The organism is Rhodanobacteraceae bacterium (genome assembly GCA_016713135.1).
In the GTDB taxonomy this organism is placed as follows: domain Bacteria; phylum Pseudomonadota; class Gammaproteobacteria; order Xanthomonadales; family SZUA-5; genus JADKFD01.
In genome coordinates, this window is record JADJPR010000023.1 from 472127 (window position 1) to 489830 (window position 17704).

Sequence of the window (17704 nt, forward strand, 5' to 3'; positions counted from 1 at the left end):
ACCGGTGCGCGCCCCTCCCGGGCGCGTCCGACGCTGAATTTGGAGAAGCGAATGGCAGGAGTGACCGTCGAAAAGCTGGCGACCGTGCTGGGGGTGAGCCCCGAGCGCCTGCTTGAACAGCTGGCCGAGGCCGGCATGAAGTTCAACAGTGTCCAGCAGGAGGTCAGCGCCACCGAGAAGGTCGCGCTGCTGGAGCATCTGCGTTCTGCACACGGCAAGGCCAAGGCCGACCTGAAAGCGCCGAGCCAGATCACGCTCAAGCGCAAGACTGTCAGCGAGCTGACGGTCCCCACCGGCGGCCCCGGCCGCGGCGCGAAGACGGTCAACGTTGAAGTCCGCCAGAAGAAGATCTACGTCAAGCGCAGCACCGTCGCCGAGGCCGCCGAGCACGATCCCGAACGCGAGGAAGCCCAGCGCCTGCTGAACGAGTCGCACCTGCGTCGCGAGAGCGAGGACATGGTCCGCCGCGACGCCGAGGCGCGGCGCCAGGCGGACGAGGAAAAGCAACGCGAGATCGAAGAGGCGCGCAAGCGCGACCGCGAGGAAGCCGAGCGCCGCGCCGCCGAGGAAGCCGAGCGCCTGCGCGAGGAAGAAGCCAAGCGCAAGGCCGAGGAAGAGCGCGTAAAGACCGAAGCCGCCAAGCCGAAGAAGCCGGGCCGCGTCGAGGCCGACGACAAGCCGCGTGGCCACAAGCCGGACAAGAACGCGCCCAAGCGCGCGCCGGTCGCCCGTGCGATCGAAGACGAGGTGGTGGTCGACGAAGCCGAACCGGTAGTTCCGGCCGCCGGCCAGCTGCACCTGTCCGATCACGCGCGCCGCGCCAAGAAGAAACCGCACAAGCGCTATGGCGCTCCTGAGCCGCAGCGCGGCGGCGGGCGCGACCACGGCTTCTCCCGTCCTACAGCCCCGGTGGTGCGCGAAGTGGAAGTTGGCGACACGATCATTGTGGCGGACCTGGCGCAGAAGCTTGCGGTCAAGGCACCGGAAGTCATCAAGGCGTTGATGAAGATGGGCGTGTTCGTGACCATCAACCAGAGCATCGACCACGACACCGCCGTGCTGGTCTCCGAAGAGCTCGGCCACTCAGTCAAGAAGTCCGGCGCCAAGGACGTCGAGGCCGACATCCTGTCGCACGATCCGAGCGCGGGCGACGCGCAGACGCGTCCGCCGGTGGTCACCATCATGGGTCATGTCGACCACGGCAAGACCTCGCTGCTCGACCACATCCGCCGCACCCGCGTGGCGGCTGGCGAGGCTGGCGGCATCACCCAGCATATCGGCGCGTACCACGTGAACACCAAGAAGGGGATCATCACCTTCCTGGACACGCCGGGCCATTCGGCCTTCACCCAGATGCGTGCGCGTGGCGCCAAGATCACCGACATCGTGATCCTGGTGGTCGCCGCCGACGACGGCGTGATGCCGCAGACGATCGAGGCGATCAACCACGCCAAGGCGGCGAAGGTGCCGATCATCGTGGCCGTCAACAAGATGGACAAGGCCGACGCCGATCCAGAACGGGTCAAGCAGGGCCTGCTGCAGCACGAGCTGGTCCCCGAGGAATACGGCGGCGACGTTCAGGTGATCCCACTGTCGGCCAAGTCCGGCATGGGCATCGACAACCTGCTCGACGCCATCCTGGTGCAGTCCGAAGTGCTCGAACTGAAGGCCGCAGCCAAGGGCCGTGCGCGCGGTACGGTGGTCGAATCCACCCTCGACAAGGGCCGCGGCCCGGTGGCGACGGTGCTGGTGCAATCCGGCTTGCTGAAGAAGGGCGACATCGTGCTGTCCGGCACCCAGTGGGGCCGCGTGCGCGCGATGTTCGACGAAGCCGGGCGCCAGATCGCCGAGGCTGGCCCGTCGATTCCGGCGGTGGTCATCGGCCTGCAGGGCACGCCGAATGCCGGCGACGACTTCCTCGTCGTGGCCGACGAACGCGCCGCACGCGACGCCGCCACGGCGCGCGAACTGCGCAACCGCGACGTGCGCCTGGCCAAGACCTCGAACAAGCTGGACGACATCTTTGCCCAGATGGGCCAGGGCGAGGTGCAGACCCTCAACCTGCTGGTCAAGGCTGATGTGCAGGGCAGCGCCGAGGCACTGCGCGAGTCCCTGACCAGGCTGGCCACCGACCAGATCAAGGTCAACATCATCGCCTCGGGCGTCGGCGGCATCACCGAATCCGATGCCACGCTGGCGGTCGCCAGCAAAGCCATCGTCATCGGCTTCAACGTGCGTGCCGATGCGCAGGCTCGCAAGGTGCTGCAGGAAGGCGGTGTCGAGATCAACTACTACAGCATCATCTACGAAGCAATCGATCATGTGCGCAAGGCGCTCACCGGCATGCTCGGCACCGAGACGCGCGAGCAGATCATCGGCCTGGCGCAGGTGCGCGACGTGTTCCGCTCCAGCAAGTTCGGTGCGGTGGCGGGCTGCATGGTCATCGAGGGCGTGGTCAAGCGCAACAAGCCGATCCGCGTGCTGCGCGACAACGTGGTGGTCTTCGAGGGCGAACTGGAATCGCTGCGTCGCTTCAAGGACGTGGTCGAGGAAGTGCGCAACGGCATGGAGTGCGGCATCGCGGTGAAGGCTTACAACGACGTCAAGGTCGGCGACCAGATCGAGTGCTTCGACCGCATCGAAGTGCAGCGCACGCTGACGTCTTCCTGAGGAGCACCGCCGATGGCCCGCGGTGGATTCGAACGTACCGATCGCGTCGCAGCGCTGCTGCGGCGCGAGGTCGCGGTGCTGGTGCACGAGGACGTCAAGCAGCACCAGCTGCCGGAGATCAGCGTGTCCGACGTCGAAGTCAGCCGCGACCTCGCGGTGGCCAAGGTGTTCATCACCGCGCTGAACCCGGAAGACGCCAAGCCGGCGCTCGCACTGCTCAAGGAAGAGGCCAAGCGCTACCGCCAGGCCTTGTCGAAGATGATGAGCACCCGTACGGTCCCCGAGCTGCGTTTCCACTACGACGATTCGGTGGATCGCGGCAGCCGGATCGATGCGTTGCTGCGGGGTGGGTGAGGCGGGCAGCGAGAGTGGGGAGAGGGTCAGGGGTCAAGGGAACGGCCTCAAGGCATCCAGGCCTCCATCGCTGCTCGGAGCGCGCCTCCTTCGACTGAGCCACTGGCTGTTCCTGCGCAGGCTCCCGTCCCTCGCCCCCTTCCCCCTGCCCCGCTTCTGCTCCACATGTCCTCCCTGCCTCCCCGCCGCCACCTCGACGGTGTCCTGCTGCTCGACAAACCCATCGGCCGCAGCTCCAACGCCGCGCTGCAACGGGTCAAGTGGATCTATCGCGCCGAGAAGGCCGGCCACACCGGCAGCCTGGATCCGCTGGCCACCGGCCTGCTGCCGGTGTGCTTCGGCAATGCCACGCGGCTGTCGTCCTACCTGCTGAGCGGCGACAAGGGTTACCGCGTCACCGCGCGGCTGGGCATCCGCACCGACACCCTCGACGCCGATGGCCGCCCCGTGGCGGAGGCGCCGATCGGTGACCTGGATGCGGCCGCCATCGAAGCCCAGCTCGGGGCTTTCCGCGGCGAGATCGAGCAAATCCCGCCGATGTACTCGGCGCTCAAGCGCGACGGCCGCCCGCTGCATGAACTGGCGCGCGCGGGCGTCGAGATCGAGCGCGAACCGCGCAAGGTGCGCATCGACCGCCTGCAGCTGGTCGAGTGGACCGCTCCCTTCCTGGTGCTCGACGTCGACTGCACCACCGGCACCTATGTGCGTACCCTGGTCGACGACCTCGGCCAGCGTCTCGGCTGCGGCGCGCATGTTCACGCGCTGCGGCGCACCTGGGCCGCGCCCTTCCGTGACCCGCAAATGCACCCGATGGACGAACTCGACCAGTTGATCGGCGATTTGCCGGCGCTCGATGCGCTGCTGCAGCCGATCGAGACCATGGTCGCCTGGATGCCGCAGGTGCACATCGAAGGCCGCGACCTCATCAGCTGGCGCCACGGCAATCCGCTGACCCTGAAGGATCCGCCGGTCGCCGAAGAGATCGCGGTCACGTCGATGGACGGACGCCTGCTCGGCATCGGCCGCTGCGCCGACGCGCAGACGGTCTATGCGGTACGGGTGCTGGCGCGGCCGGGCGCGAGTTAGCCCCGGGGCTGTGGGTTGTGGGCAGCGCAGTTTGAACGCCGCAGGTCTGTGAGATTCCCGGTCGCCCCTGCCCGTGCGCTTGTCCTTGCATCGAACTGTCGCATTCCGGTGCCTGCTTTCTTGTCCGCAAAGGACGCAAAGGACGCAAAGAAGGCAGAAGCGCCTTGTGTTGCGCAGAATCCCCATGTCCCGCATCCGGCTATGGATTTGGCTCCACTTCGCGTCCTTTGCGTTCTTTGCGGACAAAAGTGTTTTCTTTCCTGCACTTGAATCATGTTCGGTGAGAGTTCCGGTCGTCCCTGCCGGTGCGCTTATTCGCGCATCGAATTGTCGCGGACCGATGCCTGTTTTTGTCCGCAAAGGACGCAAAGGACGCTAAGAAGGCAAAAGCGTCTTGGGTTGCGCAGAGTCGCCATGCGCCCGCATCCCCCTATGGATTTGGCTCTACTTTGCGTCCTTTGCGTCCTTTGCGGAAAATGTCTTGTATTTCAGAACTTTAATTCATGTTCGGTGAGAGTTCCGGTCGCCCCTGGCGGTGCGCTTATTCGCGCATCGAACTTCTTCGCGACCCGCGCTACTTTTCTTGTCCGCAAAGGACGCAAAGAACGCAAAGGAAGCGAAAGCGGTTTCCGCTCTTCTTTGCGTCCTTCGCGTCCTTTGCGGACAAACTGCTCTTCAGATCAATGAGTTATCGGATGTTTGGTGAGAGTCCCGGTCGCCCCTGCCGGTGCGCTTATTCGCGCATCGAACTGGAGGGCACGAGGCCACGAGGGCACGAGGGCACGCAAGAGCCAGTTCGGTGCGAAGGAGCGCCTTCGCGTGCCCTCGTGCCCTCTTGCCCTCGTGCCCTCCGAGTTTGTCATTTATAAATCAATGCCTTGCGACATGTTCGGTGAGAGTCCCGGTCGCCCCTGGCGGTGCGCTTATTCGCGCATCGAACTGGAGGGCACGAGGCCACGAGGGCACGAGGGCACGCAAGAGCCAGTTCGGTGCGAAGGAGCGCCTTTGCGTGCCCTCGTGCCCTCTTGCCCTCGTGCCCTCCGAATTTACCTTTTCTAAATCAATGCCTTGCGACATGTTCGGTGAGAGCCGATTCTGTCGGCGATCTCTTGCTGGCAACTACAGGAAGGATCGCGGAGTGAGTCCGCTCCGACTGGCGGACCCAAGACAGCCCGCCGCCACCCGGTTATCGTCGCGCCATCGCCTCGACGGAACCGCGTCATGAAACACCGAATGTTGATCACCGGGGCCTCGGCCGGCATCGGCGAGGCCTGCGCGCGGGAGTGGGCGCGGCGCGGCTGGGACCTGATCCTGACGGCGCGGCGCACCGATCGACTGCAGTCACTTGCTGACGCTCTGAAGACCGAGTTCGGCTGCGATGCGGCGGTATTCAGTGCCGACCTCGCCGACCCGCTGGCACCGACGCAACTGGTCGAGGCGATCCAGGCGCGCGGTTTGCAGGTCGACGGCCTGATCAACAACGCCGGCTACGGCGTGTCGGGCACCCTGCTGTCGGTGCCCTGGCGCACCCATGCTGATTTCCTGCGCGTACTGCTGTGGGCACCGACCGAGCTGATCTACCTGCTGCTGCCCGGCATGCAACAGCGTGGCTTCGGGCGCATCGTCAATGTCGCCTCGCTGGCCGGACTGGTGCCGGGCACCGCGGGACACACGCTGTATGGCGCGACCAAGAGCTACCTGATCCGCTTCTCGCAGTCGCTGGCGCAGGAAACCCTGCCGCGAGGCGTGCACGTGACCGCGCTCTGCCCCGGGTTCACCTACAGCGAGTTCCACGACGTCAACCAGATGCGCGAAACCGTGTCGAAGATGCCGAAGTTCATGTGGATGGACGCGCGGACCGTGGTGCGCCAGGCCTATGAAGCCAGCGAGCGCGGCGACATCGTCTACGTCAACGGGCGCTGGAACCGCTTCGTCCGCACCCTGACCAAGGTGCTCCCCGGACCGCCTCGCGCTGGCCCTGGTCTCCGGCCAGTCGCGCAAGTTCCGCAAGACCTGAGGCGCAGGACGTGAGCGCGAAGGACCTCCTCCAGGCCGAGATTTCCGCCGGCGCGAACCTGTCGCTGCAACTGCGCACCCAGGCCAACCTGCTGCTCGCCATCTACTGGAGCGCGAGCACCTGCCATGCCTACCTGCAGACCGTTTCAGCCGATGGCACGCCGCACCGCCGTCTGCAGCACTATTCGCGGCATGATGGCGATGTCGGCCGCGTGCTGCAGTTGCTGCTCCCGCATTGCGATGCGGTGCGGCTGGGCAGCGTCGAGATCGCTGCGACCGGATTCTCGGCCAACGCCGCCGCGCTGCGGCCGCAGGTGATCGCCGCCCTCGCCGACCTGATGAACCTGCCGCAGCCCGACGCCGCCGCGCTCAAGGCCGAGCAGCGCGCCCGCAGCGAGCAACGCAAGGCTGAGCGCGCGGCGCGCGCTGAGGCCAAGGTCCGGCTGGCGGCGCGCATCGAGGAGCGTCGCCAACGCGAACTGGCCGAACGCACGCCGGCGCAGGCGGTGACCGATGTCGCCAGCCTGATCGCTGCCCTGCCGGTGCGCCTGAAGGATGGCGCGCGCCTCGCCAAGGCCCTCGCAATGCTCAAGAAGGAGGGCTTCCAGCTGTTCCATGAGGTCGGCGACGACGCGATCGCGGGCGTCGTGCGCAGCCAGTCCGGCGATGACCTGGTCTATGCCTGTCGCCTCGGCGCCAATGGCGACGTGTCCTGCTGCACCCAGAACCTGAATGTCTGCGGCGGCCTGCGCGGCGAGGCCTGCAAGCATCTGCTGGTGCTGCTGATCGGCCTGGCCCAGGCGGGCGCGGTGGATGCGGCTACGGTGGACCGCTGGCTGGCCGCTGGCCTCGAGCGCAAACCGGTCCTGGACCGCGAGCTGATGGCCGAGGTGTTCCTGCGCTATCGCGGCGCCGAAGCAGGCGAGGTCGACTGGCGCCCGACCGCCACCTTGCCCGAGGACTTCTATGCCTACTGAGGGGCGCCTTCACGCTGGGGCGGCGGATGTCGGCTGACGCGGCCGCCGCCGAAGCGCTGCTGCTGGTCGAGCGCCTGAATGCCCTGCTGGATGCCCTCGCGGTCCGCGGCCTGCGCGCCGCGGGCAGCGAGGAACGCGCGCGCCTGTCCAGCCTGCGCGATGCGCTGGCGCAGATCGGCGCGGAGCATCTGCGCGATGGACTGGCGCAGTTGCTGACGGACCTCGACGCCGGCCGCCGCGAGGCGGCCCGCACGCTGCTGCGGACGCGCGCCAGCGTGCGCGTGTTCGAACGCCTGCTCAGCCTGCACATCGTGCGCGCCGAACTCGCCACTGCGGTGCGCGAAGCGGAGGGCGCATGAGCGATCAGCGCCAGCTGGCCTTGTTGGACGAGGTCGCGGGAGCGATCGAAGCGTTGCTGCTGGGCGGCACCACCACGGCCTCGGCAGCCACCCAGCGCACGCTGTCGGCCGCCTTCGAGGAGGCATCGCGGGCGCGCTTCCTGCGCCTGGGCTCGACCCTGCGCATCGTCATCGAGGAACTGAAGCGGCTGGACAGCGCGCCCGAACGCTTCTCCGGCAGCCGCCTCGCCTTCTTCCTCGATCGCGCCTGGCTGCTCGCCAGTGCCACCCGCAAGGCGCTGAGCGACCAGGACGCCAGCGCATTGCAGCGAATCACCGCACTCCCGGCGAACGAGCCAGTCGCCGCGCTGGCCGTGGCGACCCTGGGCGTGCACAAGCGGGTGGTGCCGGGTGCCTTCGCCGCATTCGAGTTCCGGCTCCGGCTGACCCGCCCCTTGACCCTGGCGGGTGGCGCGACGCTGGCCCGTGGCACGCCCCTGCTGTGGTCGATGGTGTTCCCGCTGCGCGCCGACCTGGCGGTGCCACCGGAGGCCTTCCTGTCGCTGCAGCAGAAGCAGGGTTTCCGCCCCACCGATTTTCTCGACCGGCGGGAGATCTTGATTACCCAGGTGCAGCTCAGCAGTGCCCCGCCCTACCGCATGACGCTGCTGCCGGAAACGCGCGTGACCCAGGGCGAAGCGGTGTCCGACTGGACCTCGCTGGCGCACTGGGACCTGCCGGGCTGGCTTGCGCAGCTGCGCGCGCATCGCCCCGATCCGCTGGAGCTGGCGGTGGAGCTCAGCAGCGAGGCCCTGTTGCCCGACTGGCGCATCGACGGCGAGTTCGCGCCGTCCGCGGTGCCCGGCCGCGAGGCCAGCGAGCGCGAGGCGGAGATCAGCGCGCTGGGCTGCCGCTTCCGCCTGCGCATCGACGCCGGCGAATCCGCTCTGGAGCAGCGCCTGGTCGCCGCCAGCGGCCAGTGCGCGCTGATGGCGAATGTGCATGTCGAATATGGCCGCCAGGTGCTGATGCCGTTGGCCTTGATCGACAGCGCGCCGGAGTACCCCACGCTGGACCCGAAGAAGTTCGACAAAGCCGCGCTGGTGCGCGCCCTCAACACCCGCTGAAACCCTCGTATTGGTGACCCGTCATGGCCAGGAAATCCCCGCCACCCGCCACAACCGCCGAGGCCGAGCGCCCGGAGGACCAGGTCCTGCGCCAGCCCGCGGAACAGGAGCATGCGCTGGAGCTGGCCGCGTTGCGCGAGCACGACGGCGAGCCGCGCCCGGCCAACTGGCTGCTGTCGCCGCGCGCGGTGCTCGCCTACATCTGTGGCCGCGATCCGCTGCCGCTCGCCGGCCAGGCTGCCCCGGTGCCGATCCGGCGCAAGTTCTTCGGTGACATCGCGCTGGTCGAACGTGCCATGGTCACCCTGGCTTCGGAGCGCGCGCTGCTGCTGCTCGGCGAGCCCGGCACCGGCAAGAGCTGGCTCAGCGAGCACCTCGCCGCGGCCATCTGCGGCACTTCCCTGCTGGTGATCCAGGGCACCGCCGGCACCACCGAGGAGCACATCAAGTACTCGTGGAACATCGCCCGGGTGATCGCCGAGGGCCCGCGCGCCGACAACCTGATCCCCTCGCCCACCCTGCAGGCGATGCGCCGCGGCGCCCTGCTGCGCTTCGAGGAAATCACCCGCTGCGTGCCCGATGTGCAGGATGCGCTGGTCTCGATCCTGTCCGACAAGCGCGTCGCCATCCCGGAGCTACCCGGCGACAGCAGCATCGCCGCCCGACCGGGTTTCAACGTGATCGCCACGGCGAACTCGCGCGACCAGGGCGTCAACCAGCTGAGCGCGGCGCTCAAGCGGCGCTTCAACTACATCCACATCCCGCTGGTGGCCGACAAAGCAGACCGAGATCGCGATCGTGCGCGAGCGCAGCGCGCAACTGATTGCGCGCTACTGCATCCCGGCCACCCTGGATGAGCCGATCCTCGATCTGCTGACCACCGTGTTCCGCGAGATCCGCCAGGGCCGCAGCGAGGACGGCGTCAGCCTGAAATCGCCGGGCACCACGCTGTCCACCGCCGAAGCGATCGGGGTGGCGCTGGATGCCGCGCTGCATGCGCGCTATTTCGGCGGCAGCGTGGGCGGGCGCGGCATCGCGCGGCAACTGGTCGGCTCGGTGGTAAAGGAGGACCCGGCCGACCTGGCGGTGCTCAAGGAGTATGTGCATCTGGTGGCGAAGAAGCGTGCGCAGAAGGGCGGCCCCTGGCGCGAGTTCTACGACGAGGCCGAGGCGACACTGGGCTGAGTGCCGTGACCGCGAGCGCCTTGCGTCTGGAACTGCCGCAGCCGGCCGAACTGGCCCGGCGGGTGGACGCCGTGCTCGGCGATGCCCTTTACTGGTTCCCGCTGCGGCACCACTCGCCCACGGTGGCGAGCGTGCTCGAACGCGCGATCCGCCAGCGTCGGCCACGGCTGCTGTTCCTCGAAGCCCCGGCCGGCCTGGAGCACCTGCTGACGCCCTTGCTGGAACCGGATACACGCCCGCCGGTGGCCCTGTACTCCAGTTTCCGCGACGACACCCGGATGTTCGGCGGCGACCCCGAAGAGCCGCCGCTGCAACTCGCATCGTGGTTTCCGCTGCTCGCCTGCTCCCCGGAGTACGTGGCCATCCGCACCGCACGCGCGGTCGGCGCGGAGGTGGTGTTCATCGACCTGCCCCACGCTGCGGTCGCGGCCGCGCGAATCGGGCTGGGCGCGGCGGCGCCCGCGCCGGAGGCCGCCGACAGCGATCAGCTGCTCGCGCATACCGATTTCTACGCCCGGCTGGCCCGCGCCGCGGGCTATCGCCGCTGGGATGAGGCCTGGGACAGCCTGTTCGAGCACGGCGCCATCGGCATGGATGTCGAGGCCTACCGTCACCCGCTGGCGGCTTTCTGCGCCGCGGCGCGCGCCAGCAGCGGCACGCCCGACGAGGACACCCTGGCGCGCGAACGTCATATGTGGCGCTGCATCCGCGAGACCCTGGCGGCACGCGCTTTGCCGGACAGCGCGGCCATGGTGGTCTGCGGCGGCTACCACCTGTTCCTCGACCGCGCCGACCCGCTCCCACCGCCGCCGCTGCCGCCGGGCACGCTGCACCATGCGCTGGTGCCCTACAGCTACCTGCGCATCTGGGAACGCACCGGCTATGGCGCCGGCAATCGCGCGCCGCAGTTCTACCAGCGGCTGTTTGAGGCGATCCGCGGCGGCAACCCGGATGAAGTGGTGGGTGCGCACGTGGTCGACATCCTGCGCGCCGCGCGGCGCCAGGGCGAGCGCCTGGCAACTGCAGACGCCATCGCGGTGCAGCACCACGCCACCCTGCTGGCGCAGTTGCGCGGCCGCAGCCGGGTGGTCCTGGATGACCTCGACGACGCGCTGCTGAGCTGCTGCGTCAAGGGCGACCCGGCGCAGGAGGGCGCGCTGCTGCGCAAGACCGCGTTGGAGATCCACATCGGCAACCGGGTCGGCAAGGTCAGCGCCAGCGCCGGGCAGTTGCCGCTGGTGCGCGACTACTACGCGCAACTGGAGGCGCTGGAACTCGGCGGTCGCTTCGAGGCGGAACAGGTGCAATGGCTGGACCTGGACCGCCGCACCCCGCTGGATGCGGCGCGCTCGGCCTTCCTGCACCGCCTGCGGCAACTGGAGGTGCCGCTGGGCGAGGCGGAGACGCGCAAGGATGGCTTTGGTCAACTGCTTTTCCGCGAGCGCTGGCGGCTGGCCTGGAGCGCCGGCATCGAGGCTGCCCTGATCGAGCGCAGCCTGGACGGCGACACCGTCGCCGGCGCCGCACTCACCGCGCTCTCCCGCGCACTCGCGCAATCGGGGCACGATGCCGCCGGCACCTGTCGCTTGCTGCGCAGTGCGCTGGCCATGGACCTGCCTCAAATGCTCGCGCGGGCGGAATCCGCGTGCCAGCAGGCGCTGGACATGGACAGCCGCTTCGCCTCGCTGGTGGATGCCCTGACCACCCTGCGCGTGATCGAAGGCATGCTGGCCGGCCAAGCGGCGGCCCGCACCGACGTGGCACAACTGATCGAGCGCGCCTGGGACCGCGCCTGCTTCGCGCTGGCGGATGTGACCGCCGCGCCGCAGGACGAGCACCCGGCGATCATCGACGCGCTCAAGGCCCTGGCCGAGGTGGCGCTGACGCGCGAGGACGTCGATGCCGAGCTGTTCGCGCGGAGCGTGCAAGGCGCTGCGGCGCAGACCGCGCAACCCGAATTGCGCGGCGCCTTCCTCGCGATGCTGGTGGAAATCCGCCAGCTCGACGCCGCCAGCCTGGCCGCCGAGCTCGCCGGCTATGCAGATTCCGCGCCGCAGACACAAGCACTCGCGGGCGATTTTTTGCACGGCGTGCTCGCGGTTTCCACCACCGCGGTGATGGTCGGCGCCGGTGCCCTGGTCGCCGCGCTGGACCGTTTGCTGAAGGTCGCCGACAGCGAGGTCTTCATGGCGATGCTGCCGCGCCTGCGTGCGGCCGTCGAACAACTGCACCCGCGCCATCGGGATGCCTTCGCGGCGGCGGTGGCACGCCACCTGGGCCTGGGCGAAGCGCGACTCGACCGCATGCTCGACCACAGCGCGGCCGGCCAGGCCCTGATCGTGGAACTGGACCGCGAGACGGCCGCGATCATGGCCGACTGGGGGCTGGCATGACCGCCGCCCGCTGGCGCGTGGTGCTGGGGCGCGAGCGCGCCGAGCAGCAGGGCATCGGCCCCGGCAACGGGCCGGGCGCGGAAGGCGAGCGCCTGGACCGCGCCGGCGAGCTGCTGGATTTCCTGTTCGCGCCGGAGGGCAACGGACGCGACGGCGGTCAGGCCGGCGAGGGACTCACCATCGCGCACTGGGTCGACGCCGTCGGCGAGCTGTTCCCGCACAGCGCCAAGGAAGTGATGGAGCGGGAACTGGTGCGCCGCAAGGGCTTGCGCGAGCTGCTGCAGAAGCCCGAGTTGCTGGAGCGCATCGAGCCCAGCGTGGACCTGGTCAAGACCCTGATCAGCCACCGCGATCTGCTCAACGAACAGACCCGCGTGCTGGCGCGCAAGATCATCGAGCAGGTGGTGGCCGAGCTGCGCGAGCGCATCCGCCTGTCGGTGGAGGATGCGCTGACCGGCGCGATCCGGCGCGACCGTCATTCGCCGCGCCAGGTCGCGCGCAACTTCGACCTCAAGACCACCGTGCGCCGCAACCTGCAGCACTGGGACGCCGAACGCGGGCAACTGATGGTGCAGCGGCTGTACTTCCATGCCGCAGAGCGCAAGCAGCGTCCGTGGCACATCATCATCGCCGTGGACCAGTCCGGGTCGATGCTGGACTCGGCCATCTTCAGCGCGATCATGGCCTCGATCTTCGCCGAGCTGCCGTCGCTGCGCACCTCGCTGTTCCTGTTCGACACCCGCATCGCCGATCTCTCGGACCAGGTGGGCCAGCCGGTCGATGTGCTGATGAAGGTGCAACTCGGCGGCGGCACCCACATCGGCATGGCCGTCGAGTACGCCGCCAGCCTGGTGCGCGAACCCGCGCGCAGCATCCTGGTGCTGATCACCGATTTCTACGACGGCGGCGACACCCAGCGCCTGCTGCGCGGCATCGGCGAGCTCGCCGAAGCCGGCGTCCGCTGCATCGGCCTGCCCGCCCTCGGCTCCGACGCCCGGCCGCAATACGACAAACACACCGCCGCGCGCTGCCGCAAGGTGGGCATGGACATCCTCGTATGCACCCCGGAGCGGCTCGCCGAGGCCATGGCCGAGATCATCCAGGGGTGAGACCGGGCCGATTCAACGCGGAGACGCGGAGGACGCAGAGAAAGGCAGAGGAAGCTGGTGGAAGCGGAATCCCAGCAGGTGCCCGCTCATGCTCTTCCCGGCGTCCTCCGCGTCTCCGCTTCAGCGGAAGAGATGGAACGAGGCGCAAGGCGCAAATGCAGCAAGAAGCGCCCTCCTGCTTTTCTCTGCGTCCTCCGCGTCTCCGCGTTGAATGGGGCTGAATTGCGCTCAGAACGCGTAATAGTCCTCAGGCACGGTCTCCATCGGGCGCCAGTCGAGTTCGCCGGCGGTGGCGGCCTTGTAGCGCAGGATGGTGTCGGCCAGCAGGTCGCGCATGGAATCGCCGCCGGTGGTCTTGCGCGACTTCGGCTGCGCGGCGGCGGCCAGCCAGGTGCGCGCGGTGGAGGGCGGCAGCTGCCCGCCCTGGACCAGGCCCATCAGCAGGACCAGGAGGTGCTTGCAGACGCCGCCGCCCATGCCCATGCACCAGGCCAGGCCGGAGTCGCAGCAACTGAAGCGCCCGTCCGCCGAGAGCCGGGTCGAGTAGTAGTCGGCAAATCCGGTCTGGCTGCGCACGATGCCGGCGACGTGCTGTTCGCCGACATCGGCGTACAGCTGCATGCGTTCGCGCTTGAGCATGTCGAGCGCGCGCTTGATGCGGCCGGCGTCGGTGACGCTGGGCAGGGCGACGAACAGTTCCGCCAGCGGGCTGGCCGCCTGCACCGGCTGCGCGGCGGATCCCGCGTGGGCGCGCAGCAAGTCGACGAACATCTCCTCGCTGAGCAGTTGCAGGCGCGCGCCGCCGGCGATCAGTTTCTCCGCCGCCGCCAGCGCCGCGGCCTTGCCGGCGCCCCGGCGCAGGCCGACCACCAGGTAGTCGAGGGTGTCGTCCACCTTCTCTGCGTAGACGCCACCGAGAGTGGTCACCAGCGCCGGCGGCGCAGTGGCTGCGGCGCCGCGGCCAAAATCCAGCTCGCCGGCGACATGGAAGCGCGCGCCGTCCAGCTTGGGCCGCAGCAGGTGGATGAACCCGGCCTCGTCCAGCACCACCAGCCCTGCGCCAGCCGTTACCAGCTTCTCGGCCTTGCGCTGGGCCTCGGCCTTGCCCTTGCCGCGGCCGTTGCCGAAGACCGCGTAATCGACACCGGCCACCAGCGCCGGCTCGACGATGCCACCGCGCGCCTGCACCGCCGCCTCCGGATCGCGCCCGAGGTAGCGCGGGAAACGCTCGAAGGCACCGCAGATCACGAAGCGCTTGTTGCGCAGGTCGGCGTGCCAGTCGAGCCTGGGGAACAGCTGCGCGCGCTGCGCTTCTTCGATTTCGTCCCTGGTCGGATACATCGCTGCCACCCCCGATTGCGTAGCCGCCGAGCATAGCCCGCGTGCGCGGCAGCGGTCGCGGCAGGCAGAATGCGCCTCCCTGCCCCGCCACCGATGGACCGCCGCCATGACCTACCCCGCCCAGGACCGTTTCCAGGCCGAACTGGCCGAGATCGAGGCGCAGGGCCTGTACAAGCGCGAGCGCATCATCGCCACGCCGCAGTCGGCTGAGATCGTGCTGGCCGACGGGCGCAAGGTGCTGAACTTCTGCGCCAACAACTACCTCGGCCTGGCCGACCACCCCGAGGTGATCGCGGCGGCCAAGGAGGCGCTCGACAGCCACGGCTTCGGTGTCGCCTCGGTGCGCTTCATCTGCGGCACCCAGGCGCTGCACAAGCAGCTGGAAGCCAAGATCAGCGAGTTCTTCGGCACCGAGGACACCATCCTCTACGCCGCCTGCTTCGACGCCAACGGCGGCTTGTTCGAGCCGCTGCTGGGCGAGCAGGACGCGATCATCTCCGACGCGCTGAACCACGCCTCGATCATCGACGGCGTGCGTCTGTGCAAGGCGCAGCGCTACCGCTACGCCAACGGCGACATGGCCGACCTCGAAGCCCAGCTCCAGGCCGCCAGCAGCGCGCGCACGAAGATGATCACCAGCGACGGCGTATTCAGCATGGACGGCGCGATCGCCCCGCTCGACCGCCTGACGGCGCTGGCACGGCAATACGGCGCGCTGGTGCACATCGACGAATGCCACGCGACCGGCTTCCTTGGCCCCACCGGCCGCGGCACCGCCGAGTTCCACGGCGTGATGGACAAGATCGACGTCTACACCTCGACCCTCGGCAAGGCGCTCGGCGGCGGGCTCGGCGGCTTCACCACCGGCCGCCGCGAGATCATCGATCTGTTGCGCCAGCGCTCGCGCCCGTACCTGTTCTCCAACTCGCTGCCGCCGCCGATCGCGGCCGCCAGCCTCAAGGTCTTCGACCTGCTGATGCGCGCCGACGATTTGCGTATCCGGCTGCGCGACAACGCGCGCTATTTCCGCGAGCGCATGACCGCGGCGGGCTTCGACCTCAAGCCCGGCCAGCACCCGATCACCCCGGTGATGCTGTACGACGCCAAGCTGGCGCAGGCCTTCGCGGCGAAACTTCTGGATCACGGCATCTACGTGATCGGTTTCTTCTTCCCGGTGGTGCCCAAGGGCCAGGCGCGCATCCGCGTGCAGATCTCGGCGGCGCACACGCGCGAGCATCTGGATCGGGCGGTGGACGCGTTTGTAGCCGTGGGGAGGGAGCTGAACGTCGTGACCTGAAATCTGCGCCACGGGTCAAACGTGAAACGGAAAACGTCAACCGGAGCCCGCTTCCGTTGACGTTTCACGTTTCACGTTTGACCCTGATAGCGCAAGACCGGGACGTGCCCTGCTGCCGCGCCAACCCCCACACGCTTGCGCATGCTCCCCGCGATGCGCGCTAATCGCGGTTTGCCTCCAGACCGGGAATGACCATGAGCGAACATCACGCGCGCATCGAATGGCGCCACAGCGCCGGCAGCTTCGCCGACAAGAGCTTCTCGCGCGACCACCGGATCCATTTCAAGGGTGGCCAGAGCGTGCTCGCGTCGTCGGCACCCGGATTCAATGGCAACCCGGAGGCCGTGGATCCCGAGGACGCCTTCACGGCGTCTATCTCGTCGTGTCATATGCTGACCTTTCTGGCGGTCGCCGCAGTCAAGGGCTTCGAGGTAGCGTCCTACGAGGATGCCGCTGTCGGCACCCTGGACAAGAACGCCGAAGGTCGCTTCTGCATGACCCGTGTCGTGCTCCGGCCCCGTGTGGTCTTCAACGGCCGCCAGCCGAGCGCCGAGGAACTGGCCGGCCTGCACGAGCGTGCCCACAAGGGCTGCTTCATCGGCAACTCGGTCAAGACCGAGGTGGTGGTGGAGACGCCGGAACCCTGATCGAGACCGCACCCGATGAGCAGCCGCAACGACAGCCTCGCCCTCGACTCGAACCCGCTGCAGCAGGCGGTCGGCGAGACCCTGGATGAGGCGCGGCGCCAGGCCATCGCCGCAGCCCAGCAGGTCGAGCGCGGCGTCGGCGAGGCAATGGACTCGGCGCGCGCCCAGGTGGGTCACGCGGCGGAGCGGGTGGAACTGGCCTACGACGAGACCGTCGCGCGCACCCGCAGCCTGTGGCGGCGCGCGCTGGTCGCGGTGCGCAACTGGTTCGACACCAGCGCGGTGCTGCCGGTCGACGGCCCGGAAGCCGATCGCATCGCCTGGCTGCGGGTGGTGCCCTTCATCGGCCTGCACCTCGCCTGCCTGGGCGTGATCTGGGTCGGGATCAGCGCGTTCGCCGTCGGCGTGGCGGTGGCGCTGTACCTGCTGCGGATGTTCGCAATCACCGGCTTCTACCACCGCTATTTCTCGCACCGCGCGTTCAAGACTTCGCGCCTGCTGCAGTTCGTGTTCGCGCTGATCGGCGCCAGCTCGGTGCAGCGCGGGCCGCTGTGGTGGGCGGCGCACCATCGGCATCACCACCGTAATTCGGACCAGCCGGGGGATCTGCATTCGCCGGTGCAGCACGGTTTCTGGCGCAGCCACATGGGCTGGTTCATGACCCCGCGCGCCTTCCCGATCGACTTCAAGGTCATCCCGGACCTGGCGAAGCATCCGGAACTGCGCTTCCTCGACCGCTTCGACATCCTGGTACCGGTAGCGCTGGCAGTGTTCCTGTTCCTGCTCGGCGGCTGGCTGGAAACCCAAGCACCGGGGCTCGGTACCAGCGGCCCGCAGTTGCTGATCTGGGGTTTCTTCGTGTCCACCGTGGTGCTGTTCCATGCCACGGTGACCATCAACTCACTGGCGCATGTCTGGGGCAAGCGCCGCTACCAGACGCGCGACGACAGCCGCAACAATTTCTGGCTGGCGCTGCTGACCCTCGGCGAAGGCTGGCACAACAACCATCACCACTACCCCGCGTCCACCCGCCAGGGCTTCTACTGGTGGGAGATCGACATCACCTACTACCTGCTGAAGGCGATGAGCTGGGTCGGCCTGGTATGGGATTTGAAGCCGGTGCCGCCGCGCATCCGCGACGCACGCACGCGCGGGCGGGGCTGA

12 protein-coding genes and 2 pseudogenes are annotated in these 17704 nt (G+C 68.5%); 13 read left to right on the forward strand and 1 reads right to left on the reverse strand.

What is annotated here, in order from left to right; all coding sequences use genetic code 11:
• Positions 1–51: 51 nt before the first annotated feature.
• The 10 genes and pseudogenes from infB (at position 52) to IPK27_22015 (ending at position 13255) form a co-directional block, all read left to right on the forward strand.
• On the forward strand, positions 52–2670 hold the full coding sequence (gene infB / locus IPK27_21970; protein ID MBK8070177.1) for a translation initiation factor IF-2: 2619 nt from the start codon (positions 52–54) through the stop codon (positions 2668–2670).
• Positions 2671–2682: 12 nt separating this feature from the next.
• A complete protein-coding gene (rbfA, locus tag IPK27_21975; protein ID MBK8070178.1) occupies positions 2683–3024 on the forward strand; it encodes a 30S ribosome-binding factor RbfA in 342 nt (113 codons plus the stop codon).
• Between the two features lie 165 nt (positions 3025–3189).
• Entirely contained in the window at positions 3190–4110 is a 921-nt protein-coding gene (gene truB, locus IPK27_21980; protein ID MBK8070179.1) for a tRNA pseudouridine(55) synthase TruB, read from the forward strand.
• Between the two features lie 1221 nt (positions 4111–5331).
• Positions 5332–6127 (forward strand): annotated as a pseudogene (locus tag IPK27_21985) (SDR family oxidoreductase).
• Between the two features lie 10 nt (positions 6128–6137).
• Positions 6138–7103, forward strand: coding sequence for a hypothetical protein (locus tag IPK27_21990; protein ID MBK8070180.1), 966 nt, complete (start codon positions 6138–6140; stop codon positions 7101–7103).
• Between the two features lie 26 nt (positions 7104–7129).
• Positions 7130–7462, forward strand: coding sequence for a hypothetical protein (locus tag IPK27_21995; protein ID MBK8070181.1), 333 nt, complete (start codon positions 7130–7132; stop codon positions 7460–7462).
• Positions 7459–8568, forward strand: coding sequence for a hypothetical protein (locus tag IPK27_22000; protein MBK8070182.1), 1110 nt, complete (start codon positions 7459–7461; stop codon positions 8566–8568). The genes IPK27_21995 and IPK27_22000 overlap by 4 nt, the downstream gene beginning before the upstream one ends.
• Positions 8569–8591: 23 nt before the next feature.
• Positions 8592–9753 (forward strand): annotated as a pseudogene (locus IPK27_22005) (AAA family ATPase).
• Between the two features lie 5 nt (positions 9754–9758).
• On the forward strand, positions 9759–12146 hold the full coding sequence (locus IPK27_22010) for a hypothetical protein (GenBank protein ID MBK8070183.1): 2388 nt from the start codon (positions 9759–9761) through the stop codon (positions 12144–12146).
• Complete coding sequence (locus IPK27_22015; GenBank protein MBK8070184.1) at positions 12143–13255, forward strand: VWA domain-containing protein; 1113 nt, start codon at positions 12143–12145, stop codon at positions 13253–13255. The genes IPK27_22010 and IPK27_22015 overlap by 4 nt, the downstream gene beginning before the upstream one ends.
• Before the next feature lie 228 nt (positions 13256–13483).
• On the opposite strand, the gene IPK27_22020 is transcribed toward IPK27_22015, so the two are convergent.
• On the reverse strand, positions 13484–14596 hold the full coding sequence (locus tag IPK27_22020; protein MBK8070185.1) for a hypothetical protein: 1113 nt from the start codon (positions 14594–14596) through the stop codon (positions 13484–13486).
• Between the two features lie 106 nt (positions 14597–14702).
• Between IPK27_22020 and kbl the strand changes: the two genes are divergently transcribed.
• The 3 genes from kbl (at position 14703) to IPK27_22035 (ending at position 17704) form a co-directional block, all read left to right on the forward strand.
• Positions 14703–15893 (forward strand): glycine C-acetyltransferase, encoded by a 1191-nt coding sequence (gene kbl / locus IPK27_22025; protein ID MBK8070186.1) that lies wholly within the window; start codon positions 14703–14705, stop codon positions 15891–15893.
• Positions 15894–16087: 194 nt separating this feature from the next.
• Positions 16088–16540, forward strand: coding sequence for an OsmC family protein (locus IPK27_22030; protein ID MBK8070187.1), 453 nt, complete (start codon positions 16088–16090; stop codon positions 16538–16540).
• Positions 16541–16687: 147 nt separating this feature from the next.
• Positions 16688–17704 carry an acyl-CoA desaturase gene (locus IPK27_22035; protein MBK8070188.1) on the forward strand — a complete coding sequence of 339 codons (1017 nt, stop codon included), beginning with the start codon at positions 16688–16690 and terminating at the stop codon, positions 17702–17704.

Coding starts and splice junctions, on each gene's coding strand:
- infB (MBK8070177.1), top strand. CDS start 52: ATGGCAGGAGTGACCGTCGAAAAGCTGGCGACCGTGCTGGGGGTGAGC.
- rbfA (MBK8070178.1), top strand. CDS start 2,683: ATGGCCCGCGGTGGATTCGAACGTACCGATCGCGTCGCAGCGCTGCTG.
- truB (MBK8070179.1), top strand. CDS start 3,190: ATGTCCTCCCTGCCTCCCCGCCGCCACCTCGACGGTGTCCTGCTGCTC.
- IPK27_21995 (MBK8070181.1), top strand. CDS start 7,130: ATGTCGGCTGACGCGGCCGCCGCCGAAGCGCTGCTGCTGGTCGAGCGC.
- IPK27_22000 (MBK8070182.1), top strand. CDS start 7,459: ATGAGCGATCAGCGCCAGCTGGCCTTGTTGGACGAGGTCGCGGGAGCG.
- IPK27_22015 (MBK8070184.1), top strand. CDS start 12,143: ATGACCGCCGCCCGCTGGCGCGTGGTGCTGGGGCGCGAGCGCGCCGAG.
- IPK27_22020 (MBK8070185.1), bottom strand. CDS start 14,596: ATGTATCCGACCAGGGACGAAATCGAAGAAGCGCAGCGCGCGCAGCTG.
- kbl (MBK8070186.1), top strand. CDS start 14,703: ATGACCTACCCCGCCCAGGACCGTTTCCAGGCCGAACTGGCCGAGATC.
- IPK27_22030 (MBK8070187.1), top strand. CDS start 16,088: ATGAGCGAACATCACGCGCGCATCGAATGGCGCCACAGCGCCGGCAGC.
- IPK27_22035 (MBK8070188.1), top strand. CDS start 16,688: ATGGACTCGGCGCGCGCCCAGGTGGGTCACGCGGCGGAGCGGGTGGAA.